This window comes from Bradyrhizobium sp. HKCCYLS3070 (assembly GCF_051167575.1).
GTDB lineage: Bacteria > Pseudomonadota > Alphaproteobacteria > Rhizobiales > Xanthobacteraceae > Bradyrhizobium.
Window position 1 is genome coordinate 722840 of sequence record NZ_JBNPTI010000001.1, and the last position, 22804, is coordinate 745643.

General features: G+C 66.6%; 17 protein-coding genes and 1 pseudogene. 11 read left to right on the plus strand and 7 right to left on the minus strand.

Annotated features, from left to right (window positions below; translation table 11 throughout):
• Positions 1-2: 2 nt before the first annotated feature.
• From ACQR03_RS03265 to ACQR03_RS03275, 3 genes are all read right to left on the minus strand, one after another.
• Positions 3-1286: an MFS transporter gene (locus tag ACQR03_RS03265; RefSeq protein WP_316192706.1), complete on the minus strand. Its 1284-nt coding sequence runs from the start codon at positions 1284-1286 to the stop codon at positions 3-5.
• 86 nt (positions 1287-1372) lie between these two features.
• Entirely contained in the window at positions 1373-2560 is a 1188-nt protein-coding gene (locus ACQR03_RS03270; RefSeq protein WP_316192705.1) for a thiolase family protein, read from the minus strand.
• 138 nt (positions 2561-2698) lie between these two features.
• Complete coding sequence (locus ACQR03_RS03275; protein ID WP_315714441.1) at positions 2699-3469, minus strand: enoyl-CoA hydratase; 771 nt, start codon at positions 3467-3469, stop codon at positions 2699-2701.
• 154 nt (positions 3470-3623) lie between these two features.
• Between ACQR03_RS03275 and ACQR03_RS03280 the strand changes: the two genes are divergently transcribed.
• The 9 genes and pseudogenes from ACQR03_RS03280 (at position 3624) to ACQR03_RS03320 (ending at position 13889) form a co-directional block, all read left to right on the plus strand.
• Positions 3624-4280, plus strand: a complete 657-nt coding sequence (locus ACQR03_RS03280; RefSeq protein ID WP_316192704.1) for a TetR/AcrR family transcriptional regulator — start codon at positions 3624-3626, stop codon at positions 4278-4280.
• A gap of 186 nt (positions 4281-4466) precedes the next feature.
• Positions 4467-5963, plus strand: coding sequence for a CoA-acylating methylmalonate-semialdehyde dehydrogenase (locus ACQR03_RS03285; protein ID WP_316192703.1), 1497 nt, complete (start codon positions 4467-4469; stop codon positions 5961-5963).
• Positions 5964-6147: 184 nt separating this feature from the next.
• Positions 6148-7293 carry an isobutyryl-CoA dehydrogenase gene (locus ACQR03_RS03290; RefSeq protein WP_316192702.1) on the plus strand — a complete coding sequence of 382 codons (1146 nt, stop codon included), beginning with the start codon at positions 6148-6150 and terminating at the stop codon, positions 7291-7293.
• Positions 7290-8366, plus strand: coding sequence for an enoyl-CoA hydratase/isomerase family protein (locus ACQR03_RS03295; RefSeq protein ID WP_434840943.1), 1077 nt, complete (start codon positions 7290-7292; stop codon positions 8364-8366). The genes ACQR03_RS03290 and ACQR03_RS03295 overlap by 4 nt, the downstream gene beginning before the upstream one ends.
• A 10-nt stretch (positions 8367-8376) precedes the next feature.
• Positions 8377-9285: pseudogene (gene mmsB, locus ACQR03_RS03300) on the plus strand (3-hydroxyisobutyrate dehydrogenase); the annotation flags it as partial.
• Positions 9285-11015, plus strand: coding sequence for an AMP-binding protein (locus ACQR03_RS03305; protein ID WP_316192700.1), 1731 nt, complete (start codon positions 9285-9287; stop codon positions 11013-11015). The pseudogene mmsB and the gene ACQR03_RS03305, both read left to right, overlap by 1 nt.
• Before the next feature lie 6 nt (positions 11016-11021).
• Positions 11022-11498 carry a MaoC family dehydratase gene (locus ACQR03_RS03310; RefSeq protein ID WP_434840944.1) on the plus strand — a complete coding sequence of 159 codons (477 nt, stop codon included), beginning with the start codon at positions 11022-11024 and terminating at the stop codon, positions 11496-11498.
• 132 nt (positions 11499-11630) lie between these two features.
• Positions 11631-12548, plus strand: a complete 918-nt coding sequence (locus ACQR03_RS03315; protein ID WP_316192698.1) for an SDR family NAD(P)-dependent oxidoreductase — start codon at positions 11631-11633, stop codon at positions 12546-12548.
• A 96-nt stretch (positions 12549-12644) separates the two neighbouring features.
• Positions 12645-13889 (plus strand): NAD(P)/FAD-dependent oxidoreductase, encoded by a 1245-nt coding sequence (locus ACQR03_RS03320; RefSeq protein ID WP_434840945.1) that lies wholly within the window; start codon positions 12645-12647, stop codon positions 13887-13889.
• A 423-nt stretch (positions 13890-14312) separates the two neighbouring features.
• Here ACQR03_RS03320 and ACQR03_RS03325 read toward each other — a convergent pair whose 3' ends face one another.
• The 3 genes from ACQR03_RS03325 to ACQR03_RS03335 form a co-directional block, all read right to left on the minus strand.
• On the minus strand, positions 14313-15392 hold the full coding sequence (locus ACQR03_RS03325; protein WP_316164617.1) for a D-TA family PLP-dependent enzyme: 1080 nt from the start codon (positions 15390-15392) through the stop codon (positions 14313-14315).
• 118 nt (positions 15393-15510) lie between these two features.
• A complete protein-coding gene (locus ACQR03_RS03330) occupies positions 15511-17322 on the minus strand; it encodes an ABC-F family ATP-binding cassette domain-containing protein (RefSeq protein ID WP_315714430.1) in 1812 nt (603 codons plus the stop codon).
• A gap of 4 nt (positions 17323-17326) precedes the next feature.
• Positions 17327-17830, minus strand: a complete 504-nt coding sequence (locus ACQR03_RS03335; protein ID WP_315714429.1) for a YaiI/YqxD family protein — start codon at positions 17828-17830, stop codon at positions 17327-17329.
• Positions 17831-17955: 125 nt separating this feature from the next.
• On the opposite strand from ACQR03_RS03335, the gene ACQR03_RS03340 reads away from it, so the two are divergent.
• A complete protein-coding gene (locus tag ACQR03_RS03340; RefSeq protein ID WP_316225327.1) occupies positions 17956-18756 on the plus strand; it encodes a hypothetical protein in 801 nt (266 codons plus the stop codon).
• Between the two features lie 388 nt (positions 18757-19144).
• On the opposite strand, the gene ACQR03_RS03345 is transcribed toward ACQR03_RS03340, so the two are convergent.
• A complete protein-coding gene (locus ACQR03_RS03345; RefSeq protein ID WP_315827406.1) occupies positions 19145-21520 on the minus strand; it encodes a xanthine dehydrogenase family protein molybdopterin-binding subunit in 2376 nt (791 codons plus the stop codon).
• Positions 21521-21720: 200 nt separating this feature from the next.
• Here ACQR03_RS03345 and ACQR03_RS03350 point away from each other — a divergent pair, with 200 nt between their 5' ends.
• The gene (locus ACQR03_RS03350; RefSeq protein ID WP_315827407.1) at positions 21721-22794 is read left to right on the plus strand and encodes a Ppx/GppA phosphatase family protein; all 1074 of its coding nucleotides are present in this window, start codon (positions 21721-21723) and stop codon (positions 22792-22794) included.
• Positions 22795-22804 lie beyond the last annotated feature (10 nt).

A 22804-nucleotide genomic window follows, 5' to 3' on the forward strand; every position in this document is an offset into this window, starting at 1 on the left:
GCTTACGCCGCGGCGGGCTTCGCCTGCCGCGCGATCGCCAGCGCCAGAAGCGCCGCGACGATGCAGAGCGCGCCGGCGGTGAAGAACGCCGGCAGGTAGCTCTGGAGCAGCGTGCGCGACAGGCCGGCGCCGAACGCGGCGGTGCCGGCGCCGAGCTGATGTCCGGCGAACACCCAGCCAAACACCAGGTTGGCCCGCTCGGGCCCAAACCGCTGCGCCGTCAGCCGCACCGTCGGCGGCACGGTGGCGATCCAGTCGAGGCCATAGAACATCGCGAACAGCGACAGGCCATAGAACGAGAAGTCGGTGAACGGAAGGAACAGCAGCGAGAGACCACGCAGGCCGTAGTACCAGAACAACAGCCAGCGATTGTCGTACCGGTCCGACAGCCAGCCCGAGACGATCGTGCCGACGAAATCGAACATGCCCATCGCGGCGAGCAGGCTCGCCGCCTCCACCTGAGGAATTCCGAAGTCGAGGCACATCGGGATGAGATGCACCTGGACAAGGCCGTTGGTCGAGGCGCCGCAAATGAAGAACGTCGCAAACAGCATCCAGAACACCGGCGCCCGCGAGGCGTCGCGGAGGGTGCCGAGGGCGGCGGCGAGGATCGGCGTGGTGACGGGCGAGGGGGCGGCGATCGGGTCGGTGTCGTTGTCGCCATAGGGTCGGAGGCCGAGATCACTCGGGCGATCGCGCATCAGCAGCAGCACGGCGGTGGCGGAAACGCCGAGCATGATGCAGATCAGCCCGAGCGCGACGCGCCAGCCGAGCCGCTCGGTGAGGCTGGCGAGCAGCGGCAGGAACACCAGCTGTCCGGTGGCGACGCTGGCCGTGAGAATGCCGACGACGAGGCCGCGCCGCGCGACGAACCAGCGCGTGGCGATGGTCGCGCCCAGCACCAAGGCGGTCATGCCGGTGCCGATGCCGATCACGACGCCCCACAGCAGCACGAGGTGCCACACCTGTGTCATCGCGAGCGACGCCAGCAGCGCCGACACCACGATCAACTGGGCCAGCAGCGTGATGTTGCGCAGGCCGTAGCGGTTGAGCAGGGCGGCGGCGAACGGCGCCATCAGCCCGAACAGCACGAAGCGGATGGAGAGCGCCGAGGAGATCTCCGCGGTGCTCCAGCCGAATTCCTGCTGGAGTGGCACGATGAACACGCCGGGTGCGCCCACCGTGCCGGCGGACACCAGGGCCGTGAAGAACGTCACGGCGACCATCACCCAGCCGTAATGGATGTTGCGCCGTCCAAGGATCGCTGCAAGTTGGTTCGAGATCATGAGGCTCTCAGTACAATGGGGTTGCGCGCCCATTCTGCCAGGGCGCCCAAATGACATAAATGGCTAAGTTCCCTCGTTTCAGGACATCAGGGTCGCTCCACGGCGATCGCAGTCGCCTCGCCGCCGCCGATGCACAGTGCGGCCACGCCGCGCTTCAGCCCGCGCGCGTCCATCGCATGCAGCAGCGTCACGATCAGCCGCGCGCCGGTGGCGCCGATCGGGTGGCCGAGCGCACAGGCGCCGCCGTTGACGTTCAGCCGGTCACGCGGGATGCCAAGGTCGCGCTGCGCGGCCATGGCAACGACGGCGAAGGCCTCGTTGATCTCGAACAGGTCGACATCCTCGACGCGCCAGCCGACCTTGTCGAGCAGTTTCCTGATCGCCGGAATCGGCGCCGTCGTGAACCATTGCGGCTCCTGGCTGTGGGTGGCGTGGCCCTTGATCTCCGCGATGACAGGCAGCCCGTCGCAATCGGCACGCGACCGCGCGGCGAGCACGAGCGCCGCGGCACCATCCGCGTTCGCGGAGGACGCTGCGGGCGTGATCGTGCCGTCCTTGCGGAACGCCGGCTTCAGCGCCGGGATCTTCACCGGATCGACCTTGAGCGGATGCTCGTCGTTGGCGACCAGGCGCGGGCCGGATTTCTCGACGATCGTGATCGGGGCGATCTCGGCCTTGAACGCCCCGCCTTCGACCGCCTTGCGCGCACGCGTCAGCGTCTCGATGGCGTAGGCATCCTGGTCGGCGCGGGTGAACTGATAGGCCTCGGCCGTGGCCTCGCCGAAATCGCCCATCGAGCGTCCGGTCTCATAAGCGTCCTCCAGGCCATCCAGCATCATGTGATCGAGGATCCGATCGTGGCCAGCACGATAGCCGCCGCGCGCCTTGGTCAGCAGATATGGCGCATTGCTCATGCTCTCCATGCCGCCCGACACGACGATCTCGGCGGAGCCCGCCCGAATGATGTCGTGCGCCAGCATCGTGGCCTTCATTCCGGAGCCGCAGACCTTGTTGATGGTGGTGGCGCCGGTGGCGTCCGGCAGGCCGGAACCGCGCGCGGCCTGCCGTGCCGGAGCCTGGCCCTGGCCGGCCGACAGCACGTTGCCCATGAACACCCCCTGGACCGCATCGGGCGAAACGGTGGCGCGTTCGAGCGCGGATCCGATCACGTGCGCGCCGAGCTTGTTCGCACTCAGCGGCGACAATTCGCCCATGAAACGGCCCAACGGCGTGCGGGCGGCGGACAGGATCACGACGGAATCGGACGAGGCCATGACAAGGCTTTCTGATGAAATATGATAATCATCATATAATAATCTCTCGCAAGAGGAAACCCCGACGGTCCCTGCTGAACCGTCGTGAAGCTGGCGCGAGGCTGCCGGGATCTGCGAGGCGAGACTTGGAGAAACTTGCTATCGCTTGCGGTCGATGAAATGTTGCATCAGCCGTTTCGGCTCGTCGGTGAGGAACGACCGTCCGAAGGCGCCGATCGATATCTCGATGGACTCCTTCAGCGGCAGCTCCTCCCATTGCCGCAGCAGAGCCTTCTGCGTCCGCAGCGCTTCGGGACCGCAGGCGAGCAGGGATGCCACGGCCTTCTCGACCGCGATGTCGAGTTCTCCCTCGGCGGCGACGGCATCGACGAGGCCCCAGGCGAGAGCGGTCGGCGCGTCGATCGTCTCGGCGGTCATCAGCAGCCAGCGCGTGCGGCCCCAGCCGATGAGACGTGGCAGCAGCGCGGCATGAATGACCGAGGGAATGCCGACACGCACCTCGGGCATGCCGAACTTGGCGTCGTGTCCCGCGACACGGATATCGCAGGCCGCTGCGACCTCCAATCCGCCACCCAGACACCACCCCGGCATCCGCGCAATCACGGGGGCAGGAAAATGTCGCACCGCTTCGCAGAGCCCGGCAAGTCGCGAGATGAAGGTTTCCGCTGAAGCCTGGTCCAGCGTTGCCATCTCCTTGATGTCGGCGCCGCCGATCATGCTCTTCCCGCTTTCGCCGGCCAAAACGAGAACGCGAATGGCGGCGTCGGAGGCGAGCGATCGCAGCCCGGCTTCCACGTCGAGAATCGCCGCCGAACCGAGAATGTTGAGCGCGCCTGCATTGCAGATCGTCAGCCGGACGACGCCTTGGCCGTCACGACTCACGCCGCAGTGGGAATTGAGCATGTCCATGGTCGTCCTCGTCGGGTTCCTGGGCAACAGGGGTGTGCCGGGAATAAATCAGGCCAGCGAAGTTGATTTAGATCAACTCGAATTCATCAAATAGCTGCAGCGAGCAGGACGCAGAGCTGTTATAGTATGACCGCAGACATTCAATGGGACGGCAATGCGTTACTCTCCGGAACACAAGGCGGAAACCCACGCGCGGATCGTGCGCAAGGCATCGGTGCGGCTGCGCGAGCGTGGCGCTCATGGTGTCGGGGTTGCAGACCTGATGAAGGAGGCCGGACTGACTCACGGCGGCTTCTACGCGCATTTCGATTCGCGCGAGGCGTTGGTCGTGGAGGCGTTCGGTTATGCGATCGATCGTTCGATGGAGCATTGGCGCAAGCTGCTGGACCAGTTGCCGCCGCAGAAGCGGCTCTCGGCCATCGTCGACGGCTATCTGTCCGCCGGCCATCGCGACGATGTCGGTCACGGCTGCGCGGTTCCTGCGCTCGGAGCGGAAATCGCCCGCGAGAGCGCCAAGACCCGCAAGGCCTTTGCTGCGAAGCTGGAAGAGTTGATCGACCTGTTCGCCGAGTACATCGTCGACGTACCGGCCAAGACTGCGCGAAAGCGGGCTTCGGCGATGCTCGCGACGCTGGCGGGGACGCTCGTGATGGCGCGACTCATGGGCAGCGGCGAATTGTCAGACGATATCCTGAACTCCGGGCGCGAGGTGGCGCTGGCCGTCGCCAGCGGAGGTGGGCCGGCGGGCAGGGCACCTGTGCGGGCACCCGCAAAAAGGCCCGTGAAGAAGGCGGTAGCCGCGAAGCGCTAATCCGTCGCGCGGCTCGGATGCGGGACGCGGCACGCTGCACGCCGCGGGGTCTGCAGTGATCGTGCCGACCGAGCGAAGGGGCGGCATTTTCGCAGCGCCGATCAGCGCTTAGACCCTTCCCAAACGTCGCAAAGACTGCAAGATGCCGGCCAATTCGGCACTGCTTACCCCTGCGGAGGATACCCCATGCGTTCGATCGGTCATTTTATTGGCGGCAAAGAGGTCAAGGGCACGTCTGGACGGACGGCCGATGTCTTCGAGCCCATGACCGGCGACGTTCAGGCCAAGGTCGCGCTGGCGTCCCGCGCCGAGCTCCGGGCCGCGGTCGAGAACGCCAAGGCGGCGCAGCCGGCCTGGGCCGCCACCAATCCGCAGCGCCGCGCGCGCGTCATGATGAAGTTTCTGGAGCTCGCGCAGCGCGATTACGACCAGCTCGCCGAGCTGCTGGCCCGCGAGCACGGCAAGACCGTTCCAGATGCCAGGGGCGACATCCAGCGCGGCCTCGAGGTGGTTGAGTTCGCCTGCGGCATTCCGCATTTGATGAAGGGCGAGTACACCGAAGGTGCCGGTCCGGGCATCGACATCTATTCGATGCGCCAGCCGCTCGGTGTCGTTGCCGGCATCACGCCGTTCAATTTCCCGGCGATGATTCCGATGTGGAAGTTCGCTCCCGCCATCGCCTGCGGCAATGCCTTCATCCTGAAGCCGTCGGAGCGCGATCCGGGCGTGCCGATGAAGCTCGCCGAGCTGATGATCGAGGCCGGTCTGCCGCCGGGCATCCTCAACGTCGTCAACGGCGACAAGGAGGCGGTCGACGCCATCCTCGAGGATCCGGACATCATGGCGATCGGCTTCGTCGGCTCGTCGCCGATCGCGCAGTACATTTATGAGCGCGCCGCCGCCCACGGCAAGCGCTGCCAGTGTTTCGGCGGCGCCAAGAACCACGCCATCGTGATGCCCGACGCCGATCTCGACCAGGCCGTCGATGCGCTGATCGGCGCCGGCTACGGCTCGGCCGGCGAGCGCTGCATGGCGGTGTCGGTTGCGGTGCCCGTCGGCAAGACCACGGCCGACCGGCTGATGGAGAAGCTGATCCCGCGCGTGGAAAGCCTCAAGATCGGCACGTCAGTCGACCCATCGGCCGATTTCGGCCCGCTGGTCACCCGCGAGGCGGTCGAGCGCGTGAAGAACTACGTCGACATCGGCATCAAGGAGGGGGCGACGCTCGCCGTCGACGGCCGCGGCTTCAAGATGCAGGGCTACGAGAACGGCTTCTACATGGGAGGCTGTCTGTTCGACAACGTCACCAAGGACATGCGGATCTACAAGGAGGAGATCTTCGGGCCGGTGCTGTCGGTCGTTCGTGCCAAGGACTATGCTGAGGCGCTGGCGCTGCCGTCGGAGCATGATTACGGCAACGGTGTCGCGATCTTCACCCGCGACGGCGACGCCGCGCGCGACTTCGCGGCCAAGGTCAATGTCGGCATGGTCGGCATCAACGTGCCGATCCCGGTGCCGATCGCCTACTACACCTTCGGCGGCTGGAAGAAGTCCGGCTTCGGCGATCTCAACCAGCACGGCCCGGATTCGATCCGCTTCTACACCAAGACCAAGACGGTTACCTCGCGCTGGCCGTCCGGCGTCAAGGAAGGCGCGGAATTCTCGATCCCGCTGATGAAGTGATGAGATGAACTGACAACAGTGGGAGCCCGCTAGGGCTCCCACTCCGTCATCGCGAGGAGCGAAGCGGCGAAGCAACCCAGGCTGCCTCCGCGGAAGGACTCTGGATTGCTTCACTTCGCTCGCAATGACGGAGTGTGAAGAGGCGCCACGGCCAACAAACAAGACCAGGAAACGCGGAGAACGGATGCAGTTCGCTCTCGACGAGGATCAGATCGCGGTGCGCGACATGGCGCGCGCCTTCGCGGCGGAGAAGATCGCGCCGCATGCGCTGCGCTGGGACGAGGAGAAGCATTTTCCCGTCGATGTGATGCGAGAGGCCGCAAGCCTCGGCATGGGCGGCATCTACATCCGCGACGATGTCGGCGGCTCGGGTCTCAGCCGGCTCGATGCGGCGCTGATCTTCGAGGCGCTGGCGACGGGCTGCCCCACGGTGTCGGCCTTCATCTCGATCCACAACATGGCCTCGTGGATGATCGACACCTTCGGTACCGAGGCCCAGCGCCAGGCTTACCTGCCGAAGCTCTGCGCCATGGACCTGATCGCGAGCTATTGCCTCACCGAGCCGGGCGCGGGCTCCGATGCGGCGGCGCTGCGCACGCGCGCGGTGCGCGACGGTGACGACTACGTGCTCAACGGCCAGAAGCAGTTCATCTCCGGCGCGGGCGCCACGGATATCCTCGTTGCGATGGTGCGCACGGGAGCCGACGGTCCCGGCGGCATCTCGACCCTGGTGATCGATGCCAATACCCCCGGCGTGTCGTTCGGCGCCAATGAGCGCAAGATGGGCTGGAACGCGCAGCCGACCCGGGCCGTGATCTTCGAGAATGCGCGCGTGCCGGTGGCCAACCGGCTCGGCGAGGAGGGCATCGGCTTCAAGATCGCCATGGCCGGGCTCGACGGCGGCCGCCTCAACATTGCCGCGTGCTCGCTCGGCGGCGCGCAGGCGGCGCTCGACAAGACGCTGGCCTATACGAAAGAGCGCAAGGCGTTCGGCAAGCGGCTCGACGAATTCCAGGCGCTGCAGTTTCGCATCGCCGACATGGCGATCGAGCTGGAGGCGGCGCGCACCTTCGTCTGGCGCGCGGCGGCTGCGCTCGACCGCAAGGATGCTGACGCGACCATGTTGTGCGCTATGGCCAAGCGCTTCGGGACCGATGTCGGCTTCGAGGTCGCCAATCAGGCGCTGCAGCTGCATGGCGGCTACGGCTATTTGAGCGAATACGGCATCGAGAAGATCGTGCGTGACCTGCGCGTGCACCAGATCCTCGAAGGCACCAACGAGATCATGCGCCTCATCGTGTCGCGCAAGCTGATCGAGGCGGCGCGATGAGCGAGGCTATCGAGGGCGACCTGATCGTCCGCCGCGAAGGCTCGGCCGGCATCATCCGGCTGAACCGGCCGAAGGCGATCAACGCGATGACGCTGGAGATGTCGATGGGCATCGACGCCGCGCTGGATCGGTTCGAGGGCGATCCGGCCGTCGCAATTGTCGTGCTCGAAGGCGCGGGCGAGCGTGGACTTTGCGCGGGTGGCGACATCCGCGGGCTCTATGAGAGCTCGAAGACGAATGGCGATCTCGGCAAGGTGTTCTGGCGCCAGGAATACATCATGAACGCGCGCATCGCGGCGTTTCCAAAACCCTATGTCGCCTACATGGACGGGCTGGTGATGGGCGGCGGCGTCGGGCTGTCGGCGCATGGCCGCCACCGCATCGTGACCGAGAAGACCAAGCTCGCAATGCCCGAAGTCGGTCTCGGCTTCTTTCCCGACGTCGGCGGCACCTGGCTCTTGTCGCGCGCGCCCGGCGAACTCGGCGCTTATTTCGGCCTGACCGGGCAGACCATGAACGGGCCCGACGCGATCCATGCGCGCTTTGCCGATGCTGTGGTGCCGACCGAGAAATGGCCGGCGCTGCGCGATGTCCTGACCAAAGTCAGGCCGGGGACGCTGTCGATCGAGATCGACCGGCTGATCGCAGGCTTCGCGACGTCGGAGACGTCCGGCCCGGTGGCGGCGCAGCAGGCCAAGATCGACGCCTGGTTTGCCCATGACAGCATGCACGACATCTTTGCCGCGCTGAAAGCGGACGGCTCGGAGCTCGCGTTGGCGACGCTGAAGACGCTGCAGGAGAAGTCGCCGCGCGGCATGGTCGTGACGCTCGAGCTGCTGCGACTGGCACGCGGTGCGGCGTCCCTGGAGGAATGCCTGGTGCGCGAGTATCGTGCGGCGCTCGAAGTGTTCCGCAGCGATGATTTCCGCGAGGGCGTGCGTGCGGCGATCATCGACAAGGACCGCAATCCCAGATGGACGCCGCCTGATGTCGATCAGGTGACACCGGACATGCTGGCGCCATATCTTGCCGAGATTGGCGCCGACGAGCTGACCTTTCCGCAGAGCAGATAACAATCAGGTCGAGGGGAGAGAACGAACCATGGCAACGATCGCATTCATCGGCCTCGGCAACATGGGTGGACCAATGGCCGCCAACCTGGTCAAGGCCGGCCACAAGGTGGTCGCGTTCGATCTGGTCGAGGCCTCGCGCGCCCAGGCCAAGGCCGATGGCGCCGAAATCGCCGACAGCGCCATCGCCGCGGCCAAAAGCGCCGATGCCGTCGTCACCATGCTGCCGGCCGGCAGGCATGTGCAGGCAGTCTGGAACGAGGTCGTGCCGGCGATGTTGAAGGGCGCGCTGATCATCGATTCCTCGACCATCGACGTCGAGAGCGCGCGCGCCGCGCATGCGCTGGCCGCGAAGCACGGCATCGCCGCCGTGGACGCGCCGGTGTCCGGTGGCACCGGCGGCGCCAAGGCCGCAACGCTCACCTTCATGTGCGGCGGCGAGGAGAGCGCGTTCGCTGCGGCCAAGCCGATCCTTGAGAAGATGGGCAAGAAGATCGTCCATTGCGGCGGCGCCGGCGCGGGGCAGGCGGCCAAGATCTGCAACAACATGATCCTCGGCATTTCGATGATCGCGGTCAGCGAGGCGTTTGCGCTGGGTGAAAAGCTCGGCCTGTCGCATCAGGCGCTGTTCGACGTCGCCTCGACCTCGTCGGGGCAGTGCTGGTCACTGACATCCTATTGCCCGGTGCCAGGCCCGGTGCCGGCCTCGCCGGCCAACAACGACTACAAGCCCGGCTTTGCGACCGCGCTGATGCTGAAGGACCTCACGCTGTCGCAGGACGCCGCCAAGGCCGCCGGCGCGGCGACCCCGCTTGGCCAGCACGCGCAGGAGATCTACAAGGCGTTCGAGGCCGGCGGCCATGGCGGCGTCGATTTTTCCGGGATCATTCAGCACGTTCGCAAGCTCGCCGGGACCACCTGATGACGACATTCAAGGACGCACGCGCGTTTCTGCTGGCGCATCGTACCGACTACGATGCGGCCGTGAAGGGTTTCCGCTGGCCCGATGCCGTCCCGTTCAACTGGGCGCTCGACTGGTTCGATGCCGAACTCGCGTCCGATCCGGAGAGCCGCGACCGCACCGCGCTTTGGATCTTCGACGCCGCGCAGGACCGCCAGACCAAGCTGTCGTTTGCGGCGTTGTCGCGCCGCTCCAACCAGGTCGCGAATTTCCTGCGCGCGCAGGGCTTGAAGCGCGGCGACCATCTGCTGCTGCTGCTCGGCAACGTCGTGCCGCTGTGGGAGACGATGTTGGCGGCGATGAAGCTCGGCGTCGTCGTGATCCCCGCGACGACGCTGCTGACCACCGACGAGTTGCGCGATCGTCTGGAGCGCGGCCGCGCAAAGGCCGTGGTCGCGGCGCAGGATCAGGTTGCGAAGTTCGCCGATCTGGGCGTCGATGATCTCGTCCGCATCGTCGTCGGCGCGCCGGCGGCACCTGCCGGCTGGCTGCCGTTCGAGCAGGCGGCCGACGCGGCCGAGGCGTTCACGCCGGATGGGCCGACGCAGCCGGATGATCCGATGCTGCTGTATTTCACCTCCGGCACCACGGCCAAGCCGAAGCTGGTGCGGCACAGCCATCGCAGTTATCCGGTCGGCCATCTCTCGACCATGTACTGGCTCGGCCTGCAGCCGGGCGACGTGCACCTCAACATCTCCTCGCCGGGCTGGGCCAAGCATGCCTGGAGCTGCTTCTTCTCGCCCTGGAATGCCGGCGCCACGGTATTCGTGGTCAATCAGCCGCGCTTCGACGCCAAGGGGCTGCTCGCGATCATCAAGCGCTGCGGCGTCACGACGCTGTGCGCGCCGCCCACGGTGTGGCGGCTGTTCATCCAGGAGCATCTCGCCGACTTCCAGGTCTCGCTGCGCGAGGCCTGCGGCGCCGGCGAGCCCCTCAATCCGGAGGTGATCGATCAGGTGCGGGCCGCCTGGGGGCTGACGATTCGCGACGGCTATGGCCAGACCGAAACCGCGGCGATCGTTGGCAACTCGCCGGGCCAGAAACTGAAGATCGGCTCGATGGGGCGGCCGCTGCCAGGCTATCGCGTCGAGGTCGCCGACATCGACGGCAATCTCGCCGGCGAAGGCGAGATCACGCTGGCGCTCACCGGCGAGCGTCCGGCCGGTCTGATGCAGGGCTATCAGGGCGACGACGGTAAGCTGTCCGGCGCCGATGGCATGCGCTACCGCACCGGCGACGTCGTGTTCCAGGACGATGACGGCTATCTCACCTTCGTCGGCCGCTCCGACGACGTATTCAAATCGTCCGACTACCGCATCTCGCCGTTCGAACTGGAAAGCGTGCTGCTGGAGCATGAGGCCGTCGCCGAGGCTGCCGTTGTGCCGTCTCCGGATCCCATCCGTCTTGCGATACCGAAAGCCTATGTGTTGTTGACGGCGGGCGCGGAGCGCTCGCGCGCCACGGCGCTGTCGATCTTCACCCATTTGCAGGCGCGCCTGGCGCCATTCAAGCGCATCCGCCGGCTGGAGCTCGTGAGCGAGCTGCCGAAGACGATCTCCGGAAAAATCCGCAGGGTGCAGCTGCGCCGGCTTGAGCACGAGGACAACCGCACGGACCATCTGCGCGGCACGGAATTCAAGGAAGAGGATTTCCCGGAGTTGAAAACGAGGCCATCCGGGCACGAGGTGTAGGAACGCATGAACAAGATCTGGAAGAAGCCGCCGATTTCGCTTGCAGCCTATCAGGCCATGGTCGGCCGGGAGATCGGCGTGTCGTCATGGCACGTGCTCGATCAGAAGCGCATCGACACCTATGCCGACGTGATCGAGGATCATCAGTTCATTCACGTCGACCCCGAGCAGGCCAAGGCGACGCCGTTCGGCACCACGATCGCGCACGGCTTCCTGACCATGTCGCTGCTGTCGGTCATGTCCTATGAGGTCATGCCGGCGATCGAGGGTACGGCGATGGGCGTGAACTACGGCTTCGACAAGCTGCGCTTCATCTCGCCGGTGAGATCGGGAAAACGCGTGCGCGGCCGCTTCGTCCTTGCCGAAGCCACTCTGCGCAAGCCGAAGGAGCTGCAGTCGCGCACCAACGTCACGGTCGAGATCGAGGGCGAGGACAAGCCCGCGCTGGTCGCCGACTGGATCGGACTCATCTATCTGAGCTAACTCACCTCGTCACAACCCACCCTTCGTCATCGTCGGGCTTGACCCGGCGATCCATCAAGTCCGAGAGTCTTTCGAAGTGGATGGATGCCCGGGTCGAGCCCGGGCATGACGAGCGACAAATAGGAACGACACATGGCAATCAGATTCGACGGACGCGTCGCCATCGTCACCGGCGCAGGCAATGGTTTGGGGCGCGCGCATGCGCTGGGGCTGGCGAGCCGCGGCGCCAAGGTCGTGGTCAATGATTTCGGCGGCGCGCGCGACGGCACCGGCGGCTCGATGACCGCGGCGGAGACGGTGGTCGAGGAGATCCGCAAAGCCGGCGGCACCGCGATCGCCGACGGTGCCGACGTCTCGAATTTCGAGCAGGTCACCGCGATGGTCGAGCGCGCCACCAAGGAGTGGGGCAGCGTCGACATCATGTGCGCCAATGCCGGCATCCTCAGAGACAAGTCGTTCGCCAAGATGGAGGTGGCGGATTTCGCCAAGGTGCTCGACGTGCATCTGGTCGGCAGCTTCTACTGCTGCAAGGCGGTGTGGAACGGCATGCGCGAGCGCAACTACGGCCGCATCGTGCTGACGACGTCGTCGTCCGGCCTGTTCGGTAATTTCGGCCAGGCCAACTACGGCGCGGCCAAGACCGGCATGGTTGGCCTGATGAACGTACTGGCGGAGGAGGGCCGCAAGACCAACATCCGCGTCAACATCATCTCGCCGACGGCTGCGACCCGCATGACCGAGGAGCTGCTGCCGCCGCAGGCGCTGCAGCTGATGAAGCCGGAATCGATCACGCCAGCGGTGGAGTATCTGCTGAGTGAAGACGCGCCGACCCGCACCATCATGGGCGCCGGCGCCGGCTCCTTCGCGGTGATCAAGATCCTGGAGAGCGAGGGCATCAACCTGCCGCCGGAGGAGTGGACGCCGGACGCGATCGCCGCGCATTTTGCCGAGATCAGCGACATGTCGAAGGCGCGGGCGCTGCAGGGTGCGTTCGAGCAGACCCAGAAATACGTCGGTCAGGCCGCAGCGCGGCTGGGGATCAAGCTGTAAGGCACCATACTCATCGCACCCTCCGCCGTCATGGCCGGGTCAAGCCCGGGCATGACGACCTGTTGTGTGGTGACGCCATGGCCCTAAACTCCAGTCATGACCTTATCCAAGCAAGTTGCCGTCATCGGAGCCGGGCCGGCCGGGCTGATGGCGGCCGAGGTGTTGGCTGAGGGCGGTGCCGCCGTCACCGTCTACGATGCGATGCCGTCGGTCGCGCGCAAGTTTCTGATGGCAGGGCGCGGCGGCCTCAATCTCACGCATAGCGAAGAGCTGCCTGCCTTCCTGTCGCGCTATCGCGATGCGGCGGCCTGGCTTGAGCCGGCCATCCGCGCGTTCCCGCCGCAGCGGCTACGCGACTGGTGCGAGGCGCTGGGCGAGCCGACCTTCGTCGGCTCGTCGGGCCGGGTGTTTCCGACTGCGATGAAGGCGTCGCCGCTGCTGCGGGCGTGGCTGCGCCGGCTCGTGACGCAAGGCGTGCGCTTCGAGCTGAGGCATCGCTGGACCGGCTGGGACGGCAAGGGGAAGCTGACGTTCGAGACACCGGCAGGACCGCGCGTCGTCGCCGCTGACGCGACAATGCTCGCGCTCGGCGGCGCCAGCTGGCCGCGGCTCGGCTCCGACGGGGGCTGGGCATCGCTTCTCGCCGCGAAGGGTGTCGCGATTGCGCCGCTGCGGCCGGCCAATTGCGGCTTCACTGTCGCCTGGTCGGACATCTTCCGCGGCCGCTTCGAAGGCCAGCCGCTCAAAGGCATCGCGCTGTCGTTTGCTGATCGCAGCGTCCGCGGCGAGGCTATCGTCACGCGCGACGGCATTGAAGGCGGCGCGGTCTATGCGCTGTCCGCCGAGTTGCGCGAGGCAATCGCTCTGGAAGGCGCGGCCATTCTTGACGTCGCGCTGCGACCCGATCTTGCGACCGCCGATCTGGTCAAGCGGCCGTCAGCGCCCCGCGGCAAGCAGTCGTTCTCGAATGTCCTGCGCAAGGCGCTGCAACTGTCCCCCGTCGCGATCGGCCTGCTGCAGGAGGCGGCAAAAGCGCAAGGCCTGTCGCTGTCATCGCTGTTGCCGGACCGTCTCGCTGCACTGATCAACGCCGTGCCGATCAAGCTGACGGGCACCGCCGGACTGGCGCGCGCGATCTCCAGCGCCGGCGGCATCGCGCGTGACGAACTCGACGCCGACTTCATGCTCAAACGCCTGCCCGGCGTGTTCGCCGCCGGCGAAATGCTCGACTGGGAAGCCCCGACGGGCGGCTACCTGCTGCAGGCGTCGTTTGCGACCGGGGTCGCCGCGGGGAAGGGCGTGTTGAAGTGGCGCGCGGGGGGAATGGCAGGCAATGTCTGACCAGCTTCCCGAGCCCTGGTCTTGGATGACGGACGATCAGCTCCGCGCCGCGTTCGAAGAAGAACTTGCGCGCGAAGTAGGTCCCAATCATGCGCTGGCTAATCGGTCCCTCAGGATCGCCGCCCGACGCGAGGACTGCGACGACGTTCTTGTAGCGCTCGGGGGAGGCTGCGTGGCTCAAGTCCATTTGACGTGGACACGGCGCCGCGAGCTTGATCCTCGCTGGCCCGAGGCCGTCATCTACGATTCCATGGAAGATTGGCGGAACAGTTGCAGTGAATAGCCGAGCGGGCGGCCACACCGTCGTCATTCCGGGGCGCCCGGAGGGCGAGCCCGGAATCCATAACCACGATCGGGCGTATGGATTCCGGGCTCAGCCGCTAGCGCGGCTGCCCCGGAATGACGCTGCGAGAGAGTTTCGCCCTACCGCAGCTTGCCGCGGGCGGCGACCGGCAGCGTGCCCAGGATCTCCTCGCCGCGGACCATGACGACCTCGTCCATCATGTTGACGACGACGCAGACGTGGTTGGGGATGATGCGCACGACGTCGCCGACATTGGGGCGGGTATTGCTGCGCGACAGATCGAGGAAGCCGTGCTCCTCGGCGAAGCGCGCGATCTTCGCTTCCGGGTGCTCCAGGATCAGTCCGTGGCCGTCGAGGCCGCCGGTATCCGTCGTCAGCGTCTTAGAGCCGGCGTCGAGGATGCCGCGCTCCGGTGCGGCGCGGCTGACGACGGTCGAGTAGATGTGCAGCGCGCAGTCGTCCCAGGTCGCGACACCGGCGGCGACCTGCATGCGGTCGTTGTAGATGTAGGTGCCGGGCCGGTGCTCGGTGGCGCCCTTGAGCTTGCCGAGATTCTTCAGGTTGGGCGAGCCGCCGGTCGAGACGATGGCCGCGTCCAGCCCGTCGGCGCGGACGCCGGCCAGCGCCTCGTCATAGAACCGCTGCGCCTCGTCCCAGCCGGTCTCGGTCGGATACAGCATGAAGCCGGCGAAGCGCAGGCCGTCTGACGCTGCGATCTGGCGCGCGAGCTGGATCGCTTCCGTCGGCGTCTCGACGCCGGCGCGCTTGCGCCCAGTGTCGCATTCGACCACGACCGAGAGCGTGCGGCCGGATTGTTTTGCCGCCTGCGGCAGGCCGGCGATCACGGTCGCGTTGTCGGCGGCGACCGTCATGTCGGCCTTGGCTTGCAGCGCGGCGAGGCGTGCCATCTTCTCCTCGCCGATCAGGTTGTAGCTGATCAGGATATTGTCGATGCCGGCACCCGCCATGATCTCAGCCTCGCCGATCTTCTGGCAGGTGATGCCTTGCGCGCCCGCCTCGATCTGCAGCTTCGCGAGCACCGGGCTCTTGTGCGTCTTGATGTGCGGCCGGTTGGCGACGCCCGCGGCCTCGCACTGGGCCTGAATGCGCGCGATGTTGCGCTCGACCCTGTCCATGTCGATGACGGCACAGGGCGTGCCGTACTCCCGGGCGATCCTGGCGGCGAGCGGGGTGGTCATGTCATTTACTCCATGTTGCCGTCATTGCGAGGAGCGAAGCGACGAAGCAATCCAGAGTCCGGCTGCAGCCCCGGATTGTTTCACGTCGCTCGCAATGACGAAGTGATTTCGATGAACGTTACGCGCCCTCGATCTCCTCGCGCAGCACTTCGAGCTCGAGCCAGCGGTCCTCGGCGGCGGTGAGCTCGGCTTGCGCAGTGGCGATCGCGAGGGAGGCGGCGTCGAATTTCTTGCGGTCTTTCGCATACAGCGCGGGGTCGGCGAGCACGGCCTGCTGCTTGGCGATCTCGGCTTGCAGCTTGGCGATCGTCTTCGGCAAGGTCTCCAGCGCGTGCTTCTCGTTGAAGGAGAGCTTGCGCTTCGGCGCGCTCGCAGGCGCCGTGGCCGCGTGCTTGGTTTCCTTCTTCTCCTCAGCCGCCTTGGCATGCTGGCGCTTTAGGTCGGCGCCGCGTTGCGCCAGCATGTCGCTGTAGCCGCCGGCGTATTCCTGCCATTTGCCGTTGCCCTCGGGGACGATCACCGAGGTGACCACGCGATCGAGGAAGTCGCGGTCGTGGCTGATCAGGATCACCGTGCCCTCGTAGTCGCCGAGCATGTCCTCGAGCACATCGAGTGTCTCCAGGTCGAGATCGTTGGTCGGCTCGTCCAGCACCAGCAGGTTCGATGGCTTGGCCAGCGCGCGCGCCAGCATCAGCCGGCCGCGCTCGCCGCCGGAGAGCACTTCGAGCGGCGTGCGCATCTGCTCGCGCGAGAACAGGAAGTCCTCCATGTAGCCGACGACGTGCTTCGGCTTGCCGGCCACCATGACGTGATCGCCGCGGCCGCCGGTCAGCGCTTCGGCGAGCGTCGTCCGGGGATCGAGGCTCTCGCGGTGCTGGTCGAGCGTCGCCGTCTCCAGATTGACGCCGAGCCGGATGCTGCCGCTGTCCGGCTCGCTGCCGCCGGTGAGCAGGTTGACCAGCGTGGTCTTGCCGGCGCCGTTCGGGCCGACGATGCCGATGCGGTCGCCGCGCTGGATGCGGATGGAGAAGTTGTCGACGATCTTGCGATCACCAAAGCTCTTCGAAGCGCCCTTCGCTTCGATCACCAGCTTGCCGGACTTGTCGGCCTCGGCCGCGGCGAGGTTGGCGGCGCCCGCCGTGCCGCGATAGTCGCGGCGCTGCTGGCGCAGCGCATGCAGGTTGGCGAGCCGCTTGACGTTGCGCTTGCGGCGGCCGGAGACGCCGTAGCGCAGCCAGTGCTCTTCGTTGACGATCTTGCGGTCGAGCTTGTGCTGCTCGCGCTCTTCTTCCGCCAGCACCTCGTCGCGCCACGCCTCGAACGCCGCAAAGCCGCGGTCGATCTGCTTGATCTGGCCGCGGTCGAGCCAGGCGGTCGCGCGCGACAGATTGGTGAGGAAACGGCGATCGTGACTGATCAGCACCAGCGCCGAGCTTCGGCCGTCGAGCTCGTTCTCCAGCCATTCGATGGTGGTCAGGTCGAGATGGTTGGTCGGCTCGTCCAGGAGCAGGATGTCGGGGTTGGGCGCGAGCACGCGCGCCAACGCCGCGCGGCGCGCCTCGCCGCCGGAAACATGCGCCGGATCTTCCTCGCCGGTGAGGCCGAGCTGCTCGACGAGATAGCGCGCCTGATAATGATCGTCGCCGGGCCCGAGCCCGGCCTCGACATAGGACAGCGTGGTGGCATGGCCGGAGAAGTCCGGCTCCTGCGGCAGGTAGCGCACGGTGGCGCCCGGCTGCACGAAGCGCGTGCCGCTGTCGCACTCGACGAGGCCGGCGGCGATCTTGAGCAGCGTCGATTTGCCGGAGCCGTTGCGGCCGATCAGGCAGACGCGTTCGCCCGGCGAGACCGACAGCTCGACGCCCTGCAGCAGGGCGGTGCCGCCGAAGGTCAGGCGGATGTCCTTGAGTTGGATGAGAGGCGGCGCCATGGGTCTAGCCTTGCTGCTGCATCCGCGCGGCGCGCTGGCGCTGCATGCGGCGGATGGTCTGATCGAGGGTGGAGAGGAAGGTGGAGCGGTCGCGCGGCGTGAACGAGCGCGGCCCGCCGGTGACCTCGCCGGACGAGCGCAGATCGGTCATGAGGTTGCGCACGGCGAGCGTCATGCCGATCGACTCCTCGGTGAACGCCTTGCCGTTCGGCGCGATCACCGCGCTGCCGGCCTTGACGCAGCGGCTCGCCAGCGGAATGTCCGCTGTGATGACGACGTCGTCGGCGCCGGCGCGCTCTGCGATCCAGTCGTCCGCGGCATCCATGCCGCTGCCCGCCGCCACGCGCGTGATCAGGGGATCCTCGGGCACGCGGATGAAGCCGCCCGCGACCACGATCACTGGCAGGCCGTGGCGGATCGCGACGCGATAGATCTCGTCCTTCACCGGACAGGCGTCGGCGTCGACATAGATCGTGACAGGGGCGAGCTCGGCGGTTTCGGTCGTCATCTGGCGTTCTGCTGGGAGTGGCCGGTTGGTACCCCATCGCCAGCCAAATTGCGAGCCAAACGCTGGCCTTGCCAGGACCTTTCCGGCCGCTACCATCGCCCGAAAAGGGTCAAAGGGAGGCAAGGATGGCAGACGGAATCGCGACCTATGCGGTCGAGGCGTTCAACACGGCCAAGCAGTCCGAGAACAAGATGCACGATGACAGCGTGGCGCGCCGGTTCGGCTTCGCCGGCGGCCTCGTGCCCGGCGTCGAGGTGCTGGCCTATATGCTGCATCAGCCGGTTGTGCGCTGGGGCCGGGCATTCCTGGAGCGCGGGCTGATCGAGGCGCGGTTCACCAAGCCGGTCTATGACGGCGAGATCGCCGAGGTCAGGGCGGAGGAGGTCGGCGACGGGCTCAGCCTGGAGGTCGCGAGTAAAGGTGAGATCTGCGCCACCGGTTCCGCGTCGCTGCCCGCGTCAGCGCCCGACATCGCTCTGGCCGAATATCGAGAGGTTCCAGCCGCGGCGGTGCGGCCGCTCGTCAGCGCGGAGTCGTTCGCTGTCGGCAGCTGGCTCGGCACGGCGCCACGCGCGTGGCCAGGGCAGGCGGCCACCGCCTATCTCTCTGAGATTCGTGAGCGCGATCCGATCTATGCAAACGAGCGGCTTGGTCACCCGGGCATGTTGCAGAGGGTGATGAACCGGCTGCTGGTCGACAATGTCGTCCTCGGCCCCTGGATTCACGTCGGCAGCCGAATGCAATTGCTGTCGGCGATTGCAGAAGCCGACGAGATCACGGCGCGTGGCCGGGTGGTCGCGAACTACGAGAAGAAGGGCCACCGCTTCGTCGAGATCGATGCGCTGGTGGTCGCCAATGGCGACCGCCCACTCGCGCATTGCCATCACGTGGCGATCTATCAGCCGCGCGCGCAGGCGGCCGCCTAGCGGACGGACTTGGCAAGAGGCACGCGGCATCCAAAAGACAGCTGTCATGCTCCGCCTGCGCGGACGATGACGGCGAAGTTCTGGGTACGCTGCTTGCCCACACTCCCGTCATTGCGAGCGCAGCGAAGCAATCCAGAGTGTTGCCGTGGAGGCAGTCTGGATTGCTTCGCTACGCCGCTACGCTCGCAATGACGTGGAGAGGGCCCCACGGCCCGATCGACAGTCCGTAGCCCGGATGCGCGCACGCCGGCGCCCAGCGGGTGCAGGCGGGAGCGACATCCGGGCTCACCGACACAGCCCGTGAGACCCCGCATATCGCTGCGCTCATGCGGGCTACGGGCTTTTCGTTTGGCAATGAGATGTTTTCGCCTCATCGCGAGCGAAGCAGCTACGCCGCGGTCCTCGCCTTGCCGTCCTGGATCGCGCGCCAGAGCTTTTCGGTGGTGAGCGGCATGTCGAGATGCTTCACGCCGTAGTCGGACAGTGCGTCGATCACCGCGTTGATCACGGATGCCATCGAGCCGGCGCAGCCGGCTTCGCCGCAGCCCTTGGTGCCGAGCGGGTTGGACTTCGCCGGCACCGGATGGTTGTCGACCGTCATCATCGGCACGTCGGAGGCGCGCGGCAGCGCGTAGTCCATCAGAGATCCCGTGATCGGCTGACCGCTCTCGTCGTAGCGCAGATGCTCCATCAGCGCCTGGCCGATGCCCTGGGCGACGCCACCATGGAGCTGGCCGGCGACGATCATCGGGTTGATCACCGTGCCGAAATCGTTGATCGCGGTGTAGGCCACGATCTGCGCGACGCCGGTGTCCGGTTCGATCTCGACCTCGCAGACATGACAACCATTGGGGAACGTCGATTCCGTTACTGTCGAGTTGTGGTCGACGTCGAGCGAGGCTGGCACGCCGTCGGGCATCTTGCCCTCGCGCAGGCGGCGCGCCAGCTCCATGATGTCGATGCTGCGATCGGTGCCGGCGATGGTGAACTGGCCGCCCGCGAACTCGATGTCGGCTTCCGAGGCTTCGAGCAGATGCGCGGCGGCCTGCTTGCCCTTGGCAATGACGAGCTGTGAGGACTCGACGATGGCCTGGCCGGTCGCGGTGATCGAGCGCGAGCCGCCGGTGCCGTTGCCGAACCGCACGAGATCGGAATCGCTCTGCTCCAGCCTGATCTTCTCGAACGGCACGCCGAGTTGCGCCGACAAGACCTGCGAGAACGGAGTCGCGTGGCCTTGGCCGTAATCCAGCGTGCCGGTCGTCAGGGTCACGCCGCCATCGGCGTCGAAGGTGATCTTGCCGAGCTCGCCCGACGGCGGCGCGGTCACCTCGAGATACGAGCCGACCGCGATGCCGCGAAGCTTGCCGTTCTTGCGGCTCTCGCGCTTGCGCTTGGCGAAGCCGGCGTAGTCGGAGACCTGCAGTGCCTTCTCGAACACCGCGGCGAAGTCGCCGGAGTCGTAGGTGACGCCCGACGCGGCCGGGAACGGCATCTGGCTCGGCTTGATGAAGTTGCGCTTGCGGATGGTGAGACGGTCGATACCCATCTCGCGCGCGGCGGTGTCGATCAAGCGCTCCATGAAGTAGTTGGCCTCGGGACGGCCGGCGCCGCGATATGCGCCCATCAGGGTGACGTTGGTCAGCACGGTCTTGATATCGACGCCGAGCAGCGGCGTCTTGTAGACGCTGGCGAGGTTCTTGCCGGTGTTGAGCGACAGCGGCAGCGGCGCCACGCCCATGATGTAGGCGCCGAGATTGCCGTAGCCGGACAGTCTGACAGCGAGAAACCGGCCGTCGGCGTCGAGCGCCAGCTCGCCATGGATGATCTGATCGCGTCCCTGGCTGTCGGACAGGAAGGCGGTGGTGCGCTCGTCGCGCCATTTCACGGGGCGGCCCAGCTCTTTGGCGGCGTGCAGGATGCAGACATATTCGGGATAGGAGACGTTCTTCATCCCGAAGGAGCCACCGACATTGGTGGTGAGGATGCGGACCTTGTCCGGCGCGACGTTCAGAATCTTCGCCAGCGTCGCCTTGTTGCCGGACACGCCCTGGGTCGGCACCTGCAAGGTGAAGCGCTCGGTCTTGCCGTCGAACGCCGCGAGCGCGACGCGTGGTTCCATCGACACCACGGCGACGCGGGTGTTGACGATGTCGAGCTTGGTGACGTGCGCGGCCTTGGCGAAGGCTTCTTCGATCTTGGCCGTGTCGCCGTAATGATAATCGAGCGCGACGTTGTTGGGGATATGGTCGTAGAGCTGCGGCGCGCCGGGCTTGGCGGCTTCCTCGGCATTGGTGACCGCGGGCAGGGGCTCGATATCGAGCTCGACCGCCTCGGCCGCGTCGCGGGCCTGGGCCGCGGTCTCCGCCACCACGAACGCAATGGGGTCGCCGACGAAGCGGACCTTGTCGGCGGCGAGCGCCGGCCGGTTGGTCTGCAGCAGCGGCGAGCCGTCCCGGCCCTTCAGCGGCAGGCCGCAGGTGAACGGGCCATAGTTGGCTTCGGCGAGGTCGGCTCCAGTCCACACCCCGAGCACGCCGGGCATGGCCTTGGCGGTCGCGGTGTCGATCCTCTTGATGATGCCGTGGGCGTGGCTGGAGCGCACGATCCAGGCATGGGCCTGGCCGGGCAGGTTGAAATCGTCGGTATATTTGCCGTGACCGCGCACCAGCGTGTCGTCCTCCTTGCGCCGGACCGGCTGCCCGACGCCGAATTTCTGCAGCGCGATCGCGTTTTCGAGGGAGGCCGGGGAGGTGTGATCTTGCATGGATGAGGACCCAAGGGGCTGAATTGGTCGCAAATGCGGGCTGTTCCCAGATAGTGCAGCGCCCGCGGCCGGACAACGGTTGATTAGGAATGGTGCATCACGCCTGACGGAGGGGCTGTTGCGCCGGCGCTATCCACTGATAATGTCTCATGAAAGAGAACTTCCATCTGGGCCGGTTCGGCCAGCGGAAAGACATTTGAATGATCAATGACACGCGGCTGCGGGAGAGTCCCACGCCGCGCGGGAACTTGGAGCCCGGCTTGCGTCCGGGTCTGGACGTCGCGACGCCTTCCTGCGCCAGCAATGGCAGCAGCGTCTACGCGGCCCTGGACCTCGGAACCAACAATTGCCGGCTCCTGATTGCCTGTCCTTCGGGCGACAGTTTCCGCGTGGTCGACTCCTTCTCGCGCATTGTCCGGCTAGGCGAGGGCATCTCGACCACCGGCTGCATCAGCGACGCGGCGATGGATCGGGCCATCGCGGCCCTCAGCATCTGCCGGGACAAGATCCAGTCGAAGAAGGCCAGGCGCCTGCGGCTGATCGCGACCGAGGCCTGCCGCGCTGCGGCCAATGCCGAGGGGTTCCGCAGCCGGGTTGCGGCCGAGACCGGCATCGAGCTCGAGGTGATCGACCGCGAGACCGAGGCGGCCCTGGCCGTCAAGGGCTGCGCGCCGTTGCTCGATCCCGGCGGGCGAGGGGCGATCCTGTTCGACATCGGCGGCGGCTCCAGCGAGTTGGTCCGGATCGAGCGCGATGCGGGCGACCGCAACGCCGAGCCGCGGATCAAGGCCTGGATGTCGATCCCGCTCGGGGTCGTGACGCTGGCCGAGCGGTTCGGCGGCCGTGATGTGACGCCGGAGATCTATGCCGCGATGGTCGAGGCCGTGGCCGAGCATGTTGGCCCGTTCGCGGCCGAGAACGGCGGCGATCTCGCCGGCATGCATCTGCTTGGAACCTCCGGCACCGTGACGACGCTGGCGGGCATCCATCTCAACCTCGCGCGCTACGATCGGCGCCGGGTCGATGGCATCTGGATCAACGACGCCGACATCACGACGACGATCGGCAGGCTGCTGGCGATGAGCTACCAGGAGCGCGCCGATAACAATTGCATCAGCATCGACCGCGCCGATCTCGTTCTGGCGGGCTGCGCCATTCTCGACGCCATCCGCCGGTCCTTTCCGCTGCCGCGCCTGCGCGTCGCCGATCGCGGCCTGCGCGAGGGCATGCTGGTCGAGATGATGCGCGAAGACGGCGCGCTGCGCACGGCGTAGCGACTTCACC

Bases quoted from the DNA above. Each gene is read 5' to 3' on its own strand.
- ACQR03_RS03265 (WP_316192706.1), bottom strand. From the start codon at position 1,286: ATGATCTCGAACCAACTTGCAGCGATCCTTGGACGGCGCAACATCCAT.
- ACQR03_RS03270 (WP_316192705.1), bottom strand. From the start codon at position 2,560: ATGGCCTCGTCCGATTCCGTCGTGATCCTGTCCGCCGCCCGCACGCCG.
- ACQR03_RS03275 (WP_315714441.1), bottom strand. From the start codon at position 3,469: ATGGACATGCTCAATTCCCACTGCGGCGTGAGTCGTGACGGCCAAGGC.
- ACQR03_RS03280 (WP_316192704.1), top strand. From the start codon at position 3,624: ATGCGTTACTCTCCGGAACACAAGGCGGAAACCCACGCGCGGATCGTG.
- ACQR03_RS03285 (WP_316192703.1), top strand. From the start codon at position 4,467: ATGCGTTCGATCGGTCATTTTATTGGCGGCAAAGAGGTCAAGGGCACG.
- ACQR03_RS03290 (WP_316192702.1), top strand. From the start codon at position 6,148: ATGCAGTTCGCTCTCGACGAGGATCAGATCGCGGTGCGCGACATGGCG.
- ACQR03_RS03295 (WP_434840943.1), top strand. From the start codon at position 7,290: ATGAGCGAGGCTATCGAGGGCGACCTGATCGTCCGCCGCGAAGGCTCG.
- ACQR03_RS03305 (WP_316192700.1), top strand. From the start codon at position 9,285: ATGACGACATTCAAGGACGCACGCGCGTTTCTGCTGGCGCATCGTACC.
- ACQR03_RS03310 (WP_434840944.1), top strand. From the start codon at position 11,022: ATGAACAAGATCTGGAAGAAGCCGCCGATTTCGCTTGCAGCCTATCAG.
- ACQR03_RS03315 (WP_316192698.1), top strand. From the start codon at position 11,631: ATGGCAATCAGATTCGACGGACGCGTCGCCATCGTCACCGGCGCAGGC.
- ACQR03_RS03320 (WP_434840945.1), top strand. From the start codon at position 12,645: ATGACCTTATCCAAGCAAGTTGCCGTCATCGGAGCCGGGCCGGCCGGG.
- ACQR03_RS03325 (WP_316164617.1), bottom strand. From the start codon at position 15,392: ATGACCACCCCGCTCGCCGCCAGGATCGCCCGGGAGTACGGCACGCCC.
- ACQR03_RS03330 (WP_315714430.1), bottom strand. From the start codon at position 17,322: ATGGCGCCGCCTCTCATCCAACTCAAGGACATCCGCCTGACCTTCGGC.
- ACQR03_RS03335 (WP_315714429.1), bottom strand. From the start codon at position 17,830: ATGACGACCGAAACCGCCGAGCTCGCCCCTGTCACGATCTATGTCGAC.
- ACQR03_RS03340 (WP_316225327.1), top strand. From the start codon at position 17,956: ATGGCAGACGGAATCGCGACCTATGCGGTCGAGGCGTTCAACACGGCC.
- ACQR03_RS03345 (WP_315827406.1), bottom strand. From the start codon at position 21,520: ATGCAAGATCACACCTCCCCGGCCTCCCTCGAAAACGCGATCGCGCTG.
- ACQR03_RS03350 (WP_315827407.1), top strand. From the start codon at position 21,721: ATGATCAATGACACGCGGCTGCGGGAGAGTCCCACGCCGCGCGGGAAC.